At 56.8% G+C, this 15351-nt stretch carries 15 protein-coding genes; 11 read left to right on the top strand and 4 right to left on the bottom strand.

Features of this window, described 5'->3' with window-relative positions:
• The first annotated feature begins 135 nt into the window (after positions 1–135).
• The 4 genes from FIV05_RS21460 to FIV05_RS21445 all read left to right on the top strand — a co-directional run bounded on the left by FIV05_RS21460 (position 136) and on the right by FIV05_RS21445 (position 3985).
• Positions 136–1953, top strand: a complete 1818-nt coding sequence (locus tag FIV05_RS21460) for a glycosyltransferase family 39 protein (RefSeq protein ID WP_152510912.1) — start codon at positions 136–138, stop codon at positions 1951–1953.
• Positions 1937–2848, top strand: a complete 912-nt coding sequence (locus tag FIV05_RS21455; protein WP_152510911.1) for a phosphatase PAP2 family protein — start codon at positions 1937–1939, stop codon at positions 2846–2848. Before FIV05_RS21460 ends, FIV05_RS21455 begins: the two co-directional genes overlap by 17 nt.
• Entirely contained in the window at positions 2845–3606 is a 762-nt protein-coding gene (locus FIV05_RS21450; RefSeq protein ID WP_152510910.1) for a glycosyltransferase family 2 protein, read from the top strand. The genes FIV05_RS21455 and FIV05_RS21450 overlap by 4 nt, the downstream gene beginning before the upstream one ends.
• A gap of 64 nt (positions 3607–3670) precedes the next feature.
• Entirely contained in the window at positions 3671–3985 is a 315-nt protein-coding gene (locus tag FIV05_RS21445) for a lipid-A-disaccharide synthase N-terminal domain-containing protein (protein ID WP_152510909.1), read from the top strand.
• Between the two features lie 28 nt (positions 3986–4013).
• Here the strand turns inward: FIV05_RS21445 and metC are convergent, their stop codons facing one another.
• On the bottom strand, positions 4014–5192 hold the full coding sequence (metC, locus tag FIV05_RS21440) for a cystathionine beta-lyase (RefSeq protein ID WP_152510908.1): 1179 nt from the start codon (positions 5190–5192) through the stop codon (positions 4014–4016).
• A gap of 470 nt (positions 5193–5662) precedes the next feature.
• On the opposite strand from metC, the gene FIV05_RS21435 reads away from it, so the two are divergent.
• The 5 genes from FIV05_RS21435 to FIV05_RS21415 all read left to right on the top strand — a co-directional run bounded on the left by FIV05_RS21435 (position 5663) and on the right by FIV05_RS21415 (position 10884).
• A complete protein-coding gene (locus tag FIV05_RS21435) occupies positions 5663–6682 on the top strand; it encodes an amino acid ABC transporter substrate-binding protein (RefSeq protein ID WP_031268586.1) in 1020 nt (339 codons plus the stop codon).
• Positions 6683–6910: 228 nt separating this feature from the next.
• Complete coding sequence (locus FIV05_RS21430) at positions 6911–8125, top strand: amino acid ABC transporter permease (RefSeq protein ID WP_209009736.1); 1215 nt, start codon at positions 6911–6913, stop codon at positions 8123–8125.
• Between the two features lie 12 nt (positions 8126–8137).
• Positions 8138–9289 (top strand): amino acid ABC transporter permease, encoded by a 1152-nt coding sequence (locus tag FIV05_RS21425; RefSeq protein WP_031268584.1) that lies wholly within the window; start codon positions 8138–8140, stop codon positions 9287–9289.
• Between the two features lie 69 nt (positions 9290–9358).
• On the top strand, positions 9359–10162 hold the full coding sequence (locus FIV05_RS21420; protein WP_022998815.1) for an amino acid ABC transporter ATP-binding protein: 804 nt from the start codon (positions 9359–9361) through the stop codon (positions 10160–10162).
• A 20-nt stretch (positions 10163–10182) separates the two neighbouring features.
• Positions 10183–10884: a TIGR02117 family protein gene (locus tag FIV05_RS21415; protein ID WP_353622178.1), complete on the top strand. Its 702-nt coding sequence runs from the start codon at positions 10183–10185 to the stop codon at positions 10882–10884.
• Here the strand turns inward: FIV05_RS21415 and FIV05_RS21410 are convergent.
• Positions 10867–11499, bottom strand: coding sequence for a TetR/AcrR family transcriptional regulator (locus tag FIV05_RS21410; protein WP_152510906.1), 633 nt, complete (start codon positions 11497–11499; stop codon positions 10867–10869). The genes FIV05_RS21415 and FIV05_RS21410 overlap by 18 nt on opposite strands.
• 72 nt (positions 11500–11571) lie before the next feature.
• Here FIV05_RS21410 and FIV05_RS21405 point away from each other — a divergent pair, with 72 nt between their 5' ends.
• Complete coding sequence (locus tag FIV05_RS21405) at positions 11572–12381, top strand: HD domain-containing protein (RefSeq protein ID WP_152510905.1); 810 nt, start codon at positions 11572–11574, stop codon at positions 12379–12381.
• A gap of 267 nt (positions 12382–12648) precedes the next feature.
• Positions 12649–13989, top strand: a complete 1341-nt coding sequence (locus tag FIV05_RS21400) for a globin-coupled sensor protein (RefSeq protein ID WP_152510904.1) — start codon at positions 12649–12651, stop codon at positions 13987–13989.
• Between the two features lie 20 nt (positions 13990–14009).
• On the opposite strand, the gene sseA is transcribed toward FIV05_RS21400, so the two are convergent.
• Both sseA and FIV05_RS21390 read right to left on the bottom strand, forming a co-directional pair.
• Positions 14010–14855 carry a 3-mercaptopyruvate sulfurtransferase gene (gene sseA / locus FIV05_RS21395; RefSeq protein ID WP_062488852.1) on the bottom strand — a complete coding sequence of 282 codons (846 nt, stop codon included), beginning with the start codon at positions 14853–14855 and terminating at the stop codon, positions 14010–14012.
• A 9-nt stretch (positions 14856–14864) separates the two neighbouring features.
• Positions 14865–15338: a GFA family protein gene (locus FIV05_RS21390; RefSeq protein WP_173013903.1), complete on the bottom strand. Its 474-nt coding sequence runs from the start codon at positions 15336–15338 to the stop codon at positions 14865–14867.
• Between the last annotated feature and the right edge of the window lie 13 nt (positions 15339–15351).

Here is a 15351-nt window from a genome sequence, read left to right as displayed (position 1 = left end):
AGGGCAAGCACTAGTTTCCCTTTTTGAAAAGCTCATGTAGGAGAAGCGTTCAGAAACGGGCGGGCAGGGGCGGACCGCCCAGACGCAGGACACCGGGCGCAGGACACCGGACGCAGGAACTGGACAAGAAAGTTGATGTCGGACACGCGCGACGATCAGAAGCCCGAGGCGGCAGGCGAGGCAGCCGAGAATTCCGAACGCAAGGACAACGTGGACAGCCCGTCGGCTTCCCCGGTTCGAAAGCCGGTCTGGTTGCATGTCTTCGGCCACGACATCACTGCCCCGTTTCTTCTGCTGCTTCTGTCGCTTGCCTTGTTCGTACCAGGTCAATGGACGGTACCACCGCTGGACCGGGACGAACCGCGCTTTACCCAGGCAACCAAGCAGATGCTGGAAACGAACGATTACATCGACATTCGTTTTCAGGATCAGGCACGTCACAAAAAACCAGTCGGGATCTATTGGCTTCAGGCAGCTGCCGTAAAGCTGACGGGGCAGGGGGCGGAAGCACCGCTTTGGGCTTATCGACTGCCTTCCGTCATAGCCTCGATAATCAGCGTTCTGGCAACCTTCTGGCTCGCACGGGCATTCATGGGGCCTGCCGGTGCGCTGTTGGCCGCAGGTTTCGTGGCGCTGGCAATCATTGTCGGCGTCGAGGCGCGACTGGCAAAAACTGATGCCGCGCTTTTTGCAATGATCATAATAGCGCAAGGTGCCCTGGCGCGGGTCTGGTTGAAGGATCCGGACAAACGGCTATGGGGTCTTGGGTTCCTGTTCTGGACTGCACTCGCGGGCAGTGTCCTCATCAAGGGGCCGGTTGGGCCCATGGTGATTGGCCTTACGGTTGTTGGTCTCATGGCCATGAAACGGAAAGCTGCATGGTTCAAGGGAACAGCGCCAGTCGCGGGTCTGCTATGGTTCGTGCTGCTCGTCTCGCCCTGGTTCGTGGCAATCTGGATCGCGACGGACGGAACGTTCTTCACCGAAGCCATCGGCAAGGATCTCCTTGGCAAGGTCGGGCAGGGGCAGGAAGGTCATGGTGCACCCCCGCTTACCCATCTCGGGGCGATGTTCGGCATATTCTGGCCTTTGCCTGCATTCTTCGTGATTGCTTTGCCGCTCATCTGGCATGAACGAAAAAGTCCACTGGTGACGTTTGCCGTCGCCTGGTTCGTCCCAAGCTGGATCGTGTTTGAACTGGTTGCAACAAAGCTTCCGCATTACACGATGCCGCTGCTGCCTGCGCTCGCGCTACCTGTTGCTGCTGCGCTGATGGAAGGGGCTGGCGCCACGACAAGAACGTGGCTGCGTTGGGTGGCAGCAGTGTTGCTGGCCGTGCCTGCGTTGGGGTTGGCTGTCGCCGCGTTTGCCGGTCCTTTTGCTCTGGGTGTCTGGCCGTCACCTCCAGGAGCCGTTCTGCTTGCAGTGGGAGCTGTTTTTGCGATTGCAGCAGCATCCCGGGTTTTGCGTGGACCGGCACTCTATGCTTTCCCCGCCATCTGCCTGACGGCGATCTGCGTCAGTATCGGGTTTTGGGGCTTTGTCGGCCCAGCTCTTACGCCGATCTGGGTCAGTCCACGCCTTGTCGCAGCCATGGACGAAATCCCCGGTTGCGCAGACAAGTCGAACCGTCTGGTCGTGACCACCGGCTTTCACGAACCCAGTTTCATATTCCTGGAAGGCACGACGACAAAGATCGTTTCCGCCCAGGATGCCGCCGCATTTCTTGCTGCTGATGAAGCAGCGAATCCAGCTACCTGCCGTATCGCGGCAATAGAAAGCCGGGAAGAAGCCGCGTTTTTGGCCGCCGCAAAAGAGATTGGTCTTGTGCCGGAGGCTGTAAAAAGGGTAGACGGCCTCAATATCAACGGCGGGGACGATGTCGATATCGGGCTATATGAGAAGTCCGTGCCGACGACGGTTTCAGAAGACGGCAATGAGCAACAGCAGTAAATTTGTCTGGCATGTTCTGGCGCGCATGCGCGGGAATTCTCGGCGGGCTGCAATACTGTTTTCCGGTCGCAGGGAACGTGCGCGCCACAACAGGGATCCGCTTCCACCCGGGCAGCGGCCGCAGGATATCCTTGCAGTCCTCTTGTTGACGGTTGGCATTGCGGTCGTTGCGTTCGATGTGCCGACCTATCCGTGGCTGCGCTCGCTCCCGGGCGAATATCGGGCAGCCTTCCGAACCTTTACCGATATCGGCAAGGCCGACTGGATCCTCGTTTCTACCGGTCTTTGCTGCCTGTTTCTGCTGGCGCTCGATGCCGGGCGCTACGCATTCCGCTTGCGCATGGCAATCGGCGCCATGTTCACTTATGCGGCCTTCATCTTTTATTCAGTCGCCGCGACGGGGCTTCTGGCCATTGCATTCAAGTGGTCGCTCGGCCGGGCGCGTCCCAAGCTTTACGAGGAAGTTGGTCCCGTCCGCTTCGACTTTCTGGCCTTCGACGGCACCTTCACCAGTTTCCCCTCTGGTCATTCGACCACTGTCGCTGCGCTTGCAACTGCGCTGGCCTTTATTTTCCCGGCCTACCGGTGGCTGATAATTGTTGCGGGCTTTTGGCTTGCGTTCAGCCGCGTCATGGTCGGGGCGCATTATCCCAGCGACGTCATCGCAGGCACGCTATTGGGGATGACGTTCACCTTTTTCACGGTTCGTGCCATGGCCCGGCGGCGGATCGGCTTTCACCTGTCTTCCTCCGGAAAGATTGTACCCAACATGAATGTCCTGTCTGCCAAGGCCTGTGTGCGGGCTGTCTGGCAGGTTCTGCGCGGCCAGCGCGGCGCTGACCGGGTAGAGGCCGAGGCCCCTGCCGCAGACACGACAGAACGGACAAGCGCATGACACAAAGCTATCTGGAAGCTGTTGCGGCCAGCAAGGGCGCGCTCGCTGTCACGGTCGTGGTTCCCGCAAAGGACGAAGCGGAAAACCTGCCCATCCTGCTGGATGAAATCGAGGCAGCATTGCAAGGCAGGCGTTTCGAGGTCATCGTCATTGACGATGGCTCGTCCGACGGTACGGATATCGTGTTGCAGGATTACGCGGCAACACATGACTGGCTGCGGCCGATCAGGCACGAGAAGTCTTGTGGCCAGAGCTGCGCGGTGCGTACTGGTCTTTTGAATGCAAGGGGCGACGTCGTCGCGACCATAGACGGAGATGGCGAAAACAACCCCGCCTATATACCGGCACTTCTGGACGCGCTCGACGCTGCCGGCCCGGCAGTTGCTCTGGCCGCGGGGCAAAGGCTTGGCCGCAAGGCCAGCCTGGCCAAGCGCTATGCGTCGAAGTTTGCCAACAAGCTGCGCGGCGCGATCCTGCGGGATAATACTCGTGACAGTGGTTGTGGCCTGAAGGCCCTGCGCCGGGAAGTGTTCCTGCAACTGCCGTACTTCGACAGCTGGCACCGGTTCTTGCCCGCACTCGTGATCCGCGAGGGTTACGGTGTCACCCATATCGACGTTCAGGACCGGCAGCGGCGACATGGAACGTCTAAATACGGGATCTTTGACAGGGCGCTGGTCGGTGTGCTGGATCTGTTCGGAGTGTGGTGGCTGCGCCGCCGCCGTAAAAAAATTCCGGATGTCCGGCCGCTGACCTGATTAATGCCCCAATCCGGGTGGAGAAGCCCGCCGACCTTTCAAAAACACTGACTGGACCTGAGACATGAGCGCTCTTTACGATTGGATCCATGCGGTTTTCATCGCGCAATTCGATTTCTGGATCATTCTGGGTTTCTTTGCCCAGGCCATGTTCATGATGCGCTTCGTCATTCAATGGATCGCATCCGAGCGCGTTGGCCGCTCAATCGTGCCGGTCGCGTTCTGGTTCTTTTCCATTGCAGGCGGGTCGCTGCTGTTGATCTACGCTGTTCAACGGCAGGACCCGGTCTTCATCGCCGGTCAGGGACTGGGTCTGCTTATCTATTTCCGGAACCTGTGGCTGATCTTCAGGGAAAAGCGGAACGACCCGACGATTTGAGTGGTTCCGCCATTCGCCCTGCAGTCCGTCAGCCGAATGCCGTCGTCAGAGCCTGATCCAGATCGGCAATCAGATCTTCCGGGTCTTCCAGGCCGATGTGGAGGCGAACCGACTGGCGATCCAGGTTTACCGGGGTTGCCGTGCGGCCGCCCTTGAGGCGAACCGGAATGGCAAGGCTTTCAAAACCACCCCAAGAATACCCGAGACCATAAAGCGTGAGCGCATCCAGGAAGGCGTAGGCCTGTTCCTGTGTCGTGCTTTCACTGAAGTCGAAGGCGCACAGGCCCGAGGCTCCCGAAAAATCACGTTTCCAAAGAGCATGACCAGGGTCCGTTTCAAGGCCCGGATAGCGGATGCGTTCGATGTTGGGCTGGTCCTTCAGCCAGCCAAGCACGGCTAGCGTGTTGCGCTGGTGCCGTTCAAGGCGCACGGACAGAGTTCTGAGACCGCGCAGGCCGAGGTAGATGTCATCCGGCGCGACGTGGCAGCCCATGGCACCACAGAACGCATCCAGTTTTTCCCAGGCGCGTTCGCTGGCAGCGACCGTACCAAGCATGGCGTCGGAATGTCCGACAAGATATTTGGTGCCCGCCTGGATCGACAGATCGACTCCCATGGACAGTGGCTGGCAGTAAATCGGGCTCGCCCAGGTATTGTCCATCAGAACGGTCGCGCCGATGGCACGGGCCTCGGCGGCAATCGCCGGAACATCCTGCATCTCGAAAGTGAGGGAGCCGGGTGCTTCGGTGAAAACGGCTGTCGTGTTTTCCTGAAACAGTGACTTGATGTCGGCGCCGATCTTCGGATCGTAGAAGGTCACGGAAACCCCGATGCCTGGCAGAACGGTGTCGGCGAAATGGCGAGTCGGTCCGTAAGCCGTATCGACAATCAGGATGTGGTCACCGGATTTCACGCAGGACAGGATGGCCAATGCAATGGCATTCAAGCCCGAATTCGCGATCTTGACCCCGGCTGCCCCTTCGATCTCCTTCATGGCATCTTCAAGGGAGTTCGTGGTCGGGTTGCCTCTACGGGCGTAGGAATAGGTCTGGGCGCCCGTCACCATGGTTTTGGTGTCGGGGTAGAGAACAGTCGAAGCATGCACGACAGGCGGATTGACGAAACCGTGAAATGCAAGCGGGTCGCGCCCTGCATGCGCCAGTTTGGTATCCTGCCTCAACGGCGGCTTGGAATTGGTGGAAGACATGAAGGCTCTTGGGTGTGTGTTTTGTGTGAGGCGGCGCGACATTGAGCTGCCGGGTGCCGAGCGCTCACTTTAGTCATTCGCGTCATGGTCGCAACCGCGATTTCACGTGCTGTCCTCGGGTCTTTGTGTGGAGAATTTTTCGATTAGCGTTAACCTTCGCAAGGTCTCCGCTAAATGCATTGAACCCTTTTTAGGCATTGAATGAATTCGATTTAGACATGTTCGCTGTTTGTGCATCCAACCTGATGGCAAATGGCGGATGGCTCGAGAAATTTGACGAGATATCTGCAGCAAGTACTTGACCCGAACAGCTAAATGCCATCGTATGGAACCGTTGGGTGGGACGAAAGATATCTGGAGGAAGCAGCCGTCAAGGCTGGCATCCGTCCGGTTACAAGAGACGGAGAAGATGTCTTTCGAACAAACCCGGCATAATAAAAGTATGGGTAACAAATAAAGGCTGCATATCCATGTCCAATAAATTCCTTCCGCTCGTAATCGGCGCTGCTATGGGAGTCGCCGCGACGACGGCTGCTGGTGCAACGACGCTGGAAGACGTCAAGGCAAAGGGCTTCATTCAGTGTGGCGTGAGTCAGGGTCTGCCGGGTTTCTCGAACCCGGATGCTCAGGGGAACTGGACCGGTATCGACGTTGACTACTGCCGCGCTATGGCTGCAGCAGTGTTCGGCGATGCGTCCGCTGTGAAATACACTCCGCTGTCCGCTAAAGAGCGTTTCACCGCGCTTCAGTCCGGCGAAGTTGATGTTCTGTCCCGCAATACCACCTGGACCATGTCCCGCGACACTCAGCTGGGTCTGAACTTTGCTGGTGTGAACTACTATGACGGTCAGGGCTTCATGGTTCGCAAGGACCTTGGCGTGACCTCCGCACTGGAACTGTCCGGCGCTTCGGTCTGCACCAACACCGGTACGACCACTGAGCTTAACGTTGCCGACTACTTCCGCGCCAACAACATGCCGTACGAAATCGTCGCCTTCGAAAAGGCCGACGAAGTTGTGGCTGCATACGACGCCGGCCGTTGCGACGTTTACACCACTGACGCATCCGGCCTGTACGCACAGCGCCTGAAGCTGACCAACCCGGGCGACCACATGGTCCTGCCGGAAATCATCTCCAAGGAGCCTCTGGGTCCGGTTGTCCGTCAGGGCGACGATGAGTGGTTCAACATTGCAAAGTGGACGCTGAACGCGATGCTCAACGCAGAAGAGCTCGGCGTGACCTCTGAAAACGTTGACGAGATGAAGTCTTCCGACAACCCGTCCATCAAGCGTCTTCTGGGCGTTGAGGGCGCGTTTGGTGAAGCTATCGGCCTGCCGAACGACTGGGCCTATGCGATCATCAAAAACGTCGGTAACTACGAAGAGTCCTTCAACGCCAACGTTGGTCCGGACACTCCGCTCGGCATCTCCCGTGGCGTAAACGCTCTGTGGAACGACGGCGGCTTCATGTACGCACCGCCGGTCCGCTAATCCTCTTCTTTGATTGAGGATTGAAGGGGTTCCGGCGGTTGTTCTGCCGGAACCCTCAATAAATTCCACGCAATAAAAACCGGACAACATACCCGGCAACCGCGTGGGGGAACAGACTGCTTCCGTCGATAGGGGAGTGCCGACGAAGTTCGGCCAGGGAAGCAGGTCAGACACGATTGAGGAGAGGCTGCGTGCCGGGCTCTTTCGTGAAAACTTGGGCGAGGTTCTATGTCAGTAATGGAGCAGGACTCGGCGGGGGCGCCGGCGCGTGCTTCGCTGTTGAACGATCCCAAAGCGCGCGGCATCTTTTACCAGCTGCTGCTGGTCGTCGCGCTGGTGACTTTGGGATATGTCATCGTTTCGAACACGATAGCCAACCTGGAAAGGCAGAACATCGCCTCCGGTTGGGGCTTTCTAGAAAATACAGCCGGGTTTGGAACCAACCAGTCACTGGTTTCCTACTCTGAGACATCAAGTTACGGAAGAGCGATCTATGTCGGCTTCCTGAACACTCTGCTTGTGGCGGGCGTAGGTATCTTCTTCGCCACGATCTTTGGGTTCATCATCGGTATCGCCCGCTTGTCGAACAACTGGGTCATCAGCCGTCTGGCGTATTGCTACGTTGAGCTGGTCCGTAATATCCCGCTGCTGCTGCAGATCTTTTTCTGGTACTTCGCGGTGCTGCGATCGATCCCCGGCAAGCGTGAAAAATGGTCGTTGTTCGACACATTCCACCTGAACATTGGCGGTCTTCGGCTTCCCAAACCCATCATGGGCACCGGATCGGAATGGATCGGCTACGCGTTCCTGATCGGGATAGCAGTAGCGTTCCTCGTGGCACGTTGGGCGCGCAAGCGTCAGGAGGCCACAGGGCAACCGTTCCCGTCATTCCTGACGGGGGTCGGACTTATTATTGGCCTGCCTTTGCTGACGTACTTTGCAACCGGCATGCCGATCACTCTTGAACATCCGAACTTCGTCGAAACCGGGCCAATCCTGCGTCAGGGGTTCGAACTCAATGTCGGGATCAATATTATTCCTGAATTCCTGGCTCTTACCGCAGCCCTGGCAATCTATACCGCATCGTTCATCGCTGAGATCGTACGTGCCGGTATTCAGGCAGTGAGCCACGGTCAGACCGAAGCAGCGCATGCTCTTGGTCTGAGGAACGGACCGACGTTGAGACTGGTGGTCATTCCCCAGGCGATGCGCGTGATCATTCCGCCGCTGACGAGTCAGTACCTGAACCTTACCAAGAATTCTTCACTGGCAGTTGCCATTGCCTATCCGGACCTCGTCTCGATGGGTGGAACGGTGCTCAACCAGACCGGCCAGGCGATTGAAATCATCGGTATATGGATGGTTGTCTATCTGTCGCTCAGCCTCATCACATCGGCCTTCATGAACTGGTACAACCAGCGCATGGCGCTCGTGGAACGGTAAGGAGCGCGCAAAATGGCTAACACTGATATGTTCCAAATCAGAACCGAGGAGGCGCCGCGACTGCCGGCGCCGATCTCGACCACCGGCGTCATCGGCTGGATGCGTCAGAACCTGTTTTCGTCCATCGGCAACACCGTTCTGACTGTGATCGGCATTCTGATCGCCTACTCACTTATCGCGCCTTTGATCCAGTTCGCATTTATCGATGCTGTCTGGAGCGGCGACAATCGCGAGGCGTGTCTGCCGCAGGACGGCGGCCATAGCGGTGCCTGCTGGGCTTACGTGGAAGCGTACTTCCCGCAGTTCATCTATGGCCGGTATCCGACCGAGGAAATCTGGCGGGTGAACATCGTCTATTTCCTGTTCGCGGTGTTGCTCGTGCCGCTGGCAATCCCCAGCGCGCCGTTCAAGAAAATCAACGCAATCCTGTTTCTGGTCGTCTTCCCGATCATCGCATACTTCCTGCTGACCGGCCTGGTCATCGGAGATGCGGTCATCCTGCCGATCGTTGAAACAGCGGTTTGGGGCGGTCTGCTTGTCACGCTTGTCATCGCGGTCACGGGTATTGTGGCCTCGCTACCGCTCGGTATCGCGCTGGCGCTTGGACGTCGATCAAGAATGCCGATCATCAAGCTTGTCTCGGTTATCTTCATCGAGTTCTGGCGCGGTGTTCCGCTGATCACGGTTCTGTTCATGTCGTCGGTGATGCTGCCGTTGTTCCTGCCGGAAGGCGTGACCTTCGACAAGCTGCTGCGCGTGCTGATCGGCGTGACCCTGTTCTCTGCCGCCTATATGGCAGAAGTGGTCCGCGGTGGCCTGCAGGCCATTCCGAAGGGGCAATATGAAGGTGCCATGGCGCTCGGGCTCCGGTTCTGGCCGATGATGTATCTCATCATTTTGCCACAGGCTCTGAAGCTCGTGATCCCCGGGATCGTCAACACCTTCATCGGATTGTTCAAGGATACGACTCTGGTTCTGATCGTCGGCATGTTCGACCTTCTCGGCCAGATCCAGTCGTCCTTCACGGATCCGACATGGTCGACGCCCAGCACCGGTCACACGGGTTACCTGTTCGCTGCAGTGGTGTTCTGGACCTTCTGCTTCGGCATGTCGCGCTACTCCATATTCATGGAGAAGAAGCTTCATACAGGACACAAACGCTAGCAAACCGCTTCCGGGGCGCGCGATGAACCGCAGCGCCCCGGCCACAGGACACTCTTGGAGTTAAAAACTATGTCTGAAAACGCTGTACGCGACGAGGAACTCGCAGCCGACCGTTCCAGAATGACCATCTCCGATACGGACGTGGCTATTGAAATCAAGAACATGAACAAGTGGTACGGGGATTTCCACGTTCTGCGCGACATCAACCTGAAGGTCATGCGCGGCGAACGTATCGTTATCTGCGGACCGTCAGGTTCCGGCAAATCCACGATGATCCGTTGTATCAACCGTCTGGAAGAACATCAGGCGGGACAGATCCTTGTTGATGGCATCGAGTTGACGGACGATCTGAAAAAGATCGACGAAATCCGCCGCGAAGTCGGCATGTGCTTCCAGCACTTCAACCTGTTCCCGCATCTGACGATCCTGGAGAACTGCACTCTGGCTCCGATCTGGGTTCGCAAGATGCCCAAGAAGGAAGCCGAAGACATCGCGATGCACTATCTCGAGCGCGTCAAGATCCCGGAGCAGGCGAACAAATATCCGGGGCAGCTGTCCGGTGGGCAGCAGCAGCGCGTTGCTATTGCACGGTCCTTGTGCATGAACCCGAAAATCATGCTGTTCGATGAGCCGACCTCGGCACTCGACCCGGAAATGATCAAGGAAGTTCTGGACGTGATGGTCGGACTTGCCGAAGAAGGCATGACCATGCTGTGCGTCACTCACGAAATGGGCTTTGCGCGCAAGGTTGCAAACCGCGTTATCTTCATGGATGCGGGGCAGATCGTGGAGCAGAACGAGCCGGAAGAGTTCTTCACCAATCCGCAGCATGAACGTACGAAGCTTTTCCTGAGCCAGATCCTGCACCACTGATCGGCTAAAGACTGCGGATGATGAAACTGCTGCGCAGGTTCCTGATTGGAATTTGCCTTGTTGTCTTCACTGCTGTTGTAGCACTGGGCCTCGGAGCACTCGTTCCGAGGCCTTTGTTCGTTTCCAACCCGGTTATGGAAGTTGCGCAAAGTTCAGCAGATAAACGGCGCATTCTGATACTCAACAATCCCATCCATACTGATATCGCCCTCCCGGCTGATCCGGACGTGCTGGAGGCGTTCGGATTCGTATCGGATGGCGGGCTGGAGCTGGATTATCCGGGTGTTTTCTGGATTGCTTTCGGGTGGGGCGGGCGGTCCTTCTATATCGAAACGCCAACGTGGGGCGATTTGAAACCGGGGCCGGTAATAGACGCGTTGACCTGGGATGCTTCGGTCATGCATGTCCGTCGCACTGGCGATATTCCGATTGAGCAGGAAAGCGTCCGCGTAGTCGAATTGAGCCAACTGGAATTTGGTGAGCTGGTCAATGATATCAGGACCAGTTTCCAGTCAGATGGCACAGCGCCTCCGTCGGCAATTCCCGGAGTGGCGTACGACGCACACGACATTTTCTTTCCGGCAGTTGGCGGCTTCAATGCGATGATGGGCTGCAACACCTGGACGGCCGACATGTTGAGGCGGGCAGGGGTGAAGACCGGCATGTGGACGCCGCTGCCTCTGACACTTGACTGGTCGCTGGATCTACATAACGGGCGCTGAAGCAGCGTCCGGTACAAGCCGGTCAACAGCGGCCTCTGCCAGTTCCACCAGGACATCGCGAGATTCCCCAGCCCGGGCGCGAACCGAAAGACCGTGCAGCATCAAAGACAGATGCTGGGCCGCGAACTGGACGCTTGCTTCCGGAACTGCATCTTTCATCTCCGCGTAAATCAATCCTGCGAACCCTCGATCCATTCGTTCAACGACATGCGCCAGCATTGATCTGAAGTCAGGATCATCAGCAGCTTCAGTCGTCAGTGTGGAGATGGCCAGGCAACCATAGGCCGCATCGCCAAATGTCGACCTGCCGCAATAAAGATCGATAGCAGCTGCCATGATGGCCTTGAGCCGGGGTTTCAGCCCTGTTTTTGTCAGTCCTGCCGCCTTCAGGAGGGCTTGCATCTGGTCCGCGAACCGTGAAATCACCTTCAGATACATGTCTTTCTTGCTGCCGAATGCGGCGTAGAGGCTGGGTCTGTTCAGGCCTGTTGCTTCTGCTATCTGGTCGAGACTGGTAGCAGCATAGCCGTGCTGCCAGAACACCAGCATGATGCGGTCGAGCGTAATGTCTTCATCGAATTTGCGCGGACGGCCGCGTTTGCTTTCGGATTTCATTTTATACCAATTCGCACATAAATATCGACATGTCTATTTTTATGCGATACGGTACATAAAATGGAGCAATCAATGGAGACGTTTTGGGAGATGCCGGAAAACACTGCAGACATGGGGACGGTGGCTTGGGGAAAAAGGCCTGGTCAGTTCAGCAATGGGCGACTGACAAGAACTGAAAAGCTGAAGGTGCTTACAAATCTTGGCCGTATGGGGATGCTTGAAGCGCTGGATGCTTTCAGAGGAAAACTGAGCCTGATCAACAGCTTCGGTGCAGACCTTGAAGGACTGCAGCCACCGGAGACCGCATTGGTCCGGGACGCACTCGACTTTGCCGACGAAGTCCAGAATTTGGACCTGATGCGGCACAGTTGGCGCACCTATTATTTCGGCCTGTTGATAGGTGGCTATCGTAAGCTCACTGTCGACAAGGAAATCCTCTTCTGTGCTGCCATATTGCATGACGTAGGCCTGGCGTCAGGCCGGACCAGTGAGCCGCGGGATTGCTGTTTCGTGGTTCATGGCGCGGAACGCTGCAAGCACCACCTTGTCGGCCAGGGGCATGACCGGGCAAAGGTACATCGGATTGCCGATGCCATCGGACTGCATCTTAACGGGTATGTGTCTGCCAGGAGATATGGTGCAGAAGCACATCTTGTTTCGCGCGGAGCAATGTGTGACGTGTTCGGAATGGGGCAGCGCAGGATTGCGCAGAAGGTTCGCAAGGACATCTTCGCTCGATACCCGAAAGGGAAACTGAACGATGCTCTGGAAATCTGGCCAGGCCATCATCTTGCTGGCACACGTGCCGACTTTCTGATCAGTCTGGAGCCTTCACGCAAGAAACCGGAGGGGATGAAGGCAAGACCCCAGCCGGGTGAGTGATCCTTGTTTTGGACAACCGGAATACGACGAAAGTATCGGTGTCTGTGTTTTCAGGTTGTGTTTGCTGCTCCCATCGGAAAGAATCGGCTGTCGCATTTTTATTGCCTAAAAAACGGCCAAAAACCGGGGGGATTGGTAATTATTCCTATTCCGTTATCGTTGTGGCTCAACCCGCCATTGTCACTATGTCGTACGTAGAAATACAATTTATGGTTTATTTAGAATTGTCGGATGACGTATGGTCAGTTTTTATCAAGGTGACCTGCCATGAGCGATCAGGAATACGACTTCCAATCCCGTTTGAAATTCGCCCAAATTGATCATTCCACAATCGAAAATCTCAGAAAGCTATGGCCAGTAATCGAGCCCGTGTTGGACGATGTGCTGGCGGGTTTTTACGTTCACATCAACACCCAGCCAAATCTGGCTGCACTCGTCGGGTCGCATCAGTCTCGACTTGTTTCAGCGCAAAAGGGCCATTGGAAGAAGCTGTTCACGTCGGGCTTCGACCAGAGCTACCAGCAGAGCATCAACCAGATCGGTCATGTGCATTGCCGCATCGGACTGGAACCGCGTTGGTACATTGCCGGGTATCTTTATGTCCTGCGCCATCTGCATGCCCATCTGACCCGTAAATACAGACGGTCTTTTCAAAACCTTGCCGTCTTGTTGAACGATGTCACGGCGGCCGTCTTCCTTGACATGGACCTTGCCATATCAACCTACGAAGAAGAGCTTCTTCTGGAGCGTGCAGCGCAGACGGAACGGTTGAACAAGGCTATCGAAAAGTTCCAGAGCAGCGTCAAGCAACCGCTGGCTGACGTTGAGGCCGGTGCTCGCAGCGTCGCGGGTGAAGCCGAGCATTTGACGAGCGTATCGCAGACCGCAAGAAGCCAGGTCGAGAACGCCGGTAATGTTTCAAAAGACTCCAGCGTCAGCGTCCAGACCGTAGCCTCGGCAACAGAAGAGCTGTCCAGTTCGATCCAGGAAATTTCGAAGCAGATCTCCGGTGCGTCCCGTATTGCCAGCCAGGCGGCGGGCGGCACAGAACAATCAAGTCTTCAGGTGGCGAGCCTGGCAGGTGCAGCCCAGAAAATCGGGGATGTGATCGGTCTCATTCAGGCGATTGCCGAACAAACCAATTTGCTGGCTCTGAACGCCACGATCGAGGCTGCCCGTGCCGGTGATGCCGGCAAAGGCTTTGCAGTGGTCGCAAGCGAAGTGAAAACCCTTGCAGAACAGACTGCGAAGGCCACCGAGGAAATAAGCCAGCAAGTCACTGAAATCCAAAGTTCGACGGACAACGCCGTTGCCTCCATCCAGTCGATTTCCGAAGTGGTCAAGCAACTTGATGAAATGACGTCGTCGATAGCAGCGGCGATTGAAGAGCAGGGAGCTGCAACGCAGGAAATTTCCCACAGCATCCAGACGGTCGCTTCGGGAACGCAGACCCTCGATGAGAACATTGGCGGTGTCGAACAGGCAATCACCGCCACCGATCAGGCGGCCGACAGTCTGTTGGCTGCATCCAGCAGAATGTCTTCGAGCACCAGTTCTATCTCGGATGAGATCCGGGATTTCTTTGAAACCTTGAAGACTGGCACCTGATCAAGGCGCTATTTGACCTCTCAAGCTGGGCCGGTGACGACGTCCGTGTCGTCCCGGCTTCCCCATTCCGCCCAGGACCCGTCGTAAAGCGCAAGATCCCGAGCACCGAGCACGGTAAGGCCAAGGGTCAGGATCGCCGCTGTTACACCGGAACCGCAAGAGGTCGTGACGGGCTTGTCGAGATCCACTCCAGCATCCTGAAAAGCCTTTGCAAGGTCTTCCTTCTGCAAGAATGTGCCGTCTTCCGCGATGAGCTGGGTGAAGGGCAGGTTGAGCGCGGTCGGCATGTGACCCGACTTCAGTCCGGCACGCGGCTCTGGCGCTTCTCCGGCAAATCGTTCGGCAGACCTTGCATCCAGTATTTGCCGCGAACCATTTGCAATGGTGGAGCGGATCTGGTCGAGGTCGGCAACGGCACCATGGTTCAGACGGGACGAGAAGTGGCTTTGAACTCTGCGGGGCGTATCGTCGTCAAAAGCACGGCCTTCTGCCCGCCACTTCGGAAAACCACCATCCAGAACATAAACTCGTTCCGCGCCCATGCTGCGAAGCGTCCACCAGACGCGTGGCGCGGAATAGAAACCGAAATCATCGTAGACCACCAGTGTCTGACCGTCGCCTATCCCCATTTTCCGCATGGTTGACGAAAACACATGCGGAGCTGGCAGCATGTGAGGCAGATCGCTGGTCTTGTCACAGACCTCGTTGACGTCGAAGAAGACGGCGCCTGGAATGTGGGCGTTCGGATAGACAGGCGGAGCATCTGGATGCGTGACCGGCGGCATCCAGGCATTGATGACAATCAGATCTGGCGAGGAGAGATGATCGTCCAGCCATTGAGTCGATACGAGGGGATGGTCGGTCATTACGGCTCCTTAGGTCTCCAGCAAGCCTTTGGACTTGTGCCAGTCCTCGATGGAGAGGTCCGGATAGTTCTCGAAATGAACGTGTCCGGGACCGCTCGGCACCTCGATCCAGTCAGGCTTGAACGCCAGCATGATATGGACAATCTCTGGCGGTGTTGGCAAGGGGCTATCGACCGCTCCTGCATGTGGATGCACCAGTTCAGGCCAACGCGGATCCCAAAGCCACAGGTGAGATCCGCAAGCCTTGCAGAAATGACGTTCCGCAGGACTGGTCTTTCCATCAATGACAGCGTTGTAGACCGACTTCGTCTCCGCCCCCGACACCTCAAGGCTGCCGGCGTCTCCCATCAGATTGACTGCATAACCGCCGCTGCCACCTGTCTTACTGCAGATGGAACAGTAACAGCGCATGTAAGGGTATGGGGTTCTGCTTTCCAGTTCGAAGGAAACGGCACCACACCGGCAGCAACCTGACAGTTTCATTTCAACTTCCCCC

This window comes from Labrenzia sp. THAF191a (genome assembly GCF_009363335.1).
Classification (GTDB): Bacteria; Pseudomonadota; Alphaproteobacteria; order Rhizobiales; family Stappiaceae; genus Roseibium; species Roseibium algicola.
The sequence above is the reverse complement of the archived record's forward strand: the minus strand, read 5'-3'. Positions and strand labels throughout refer to the sequence as shown.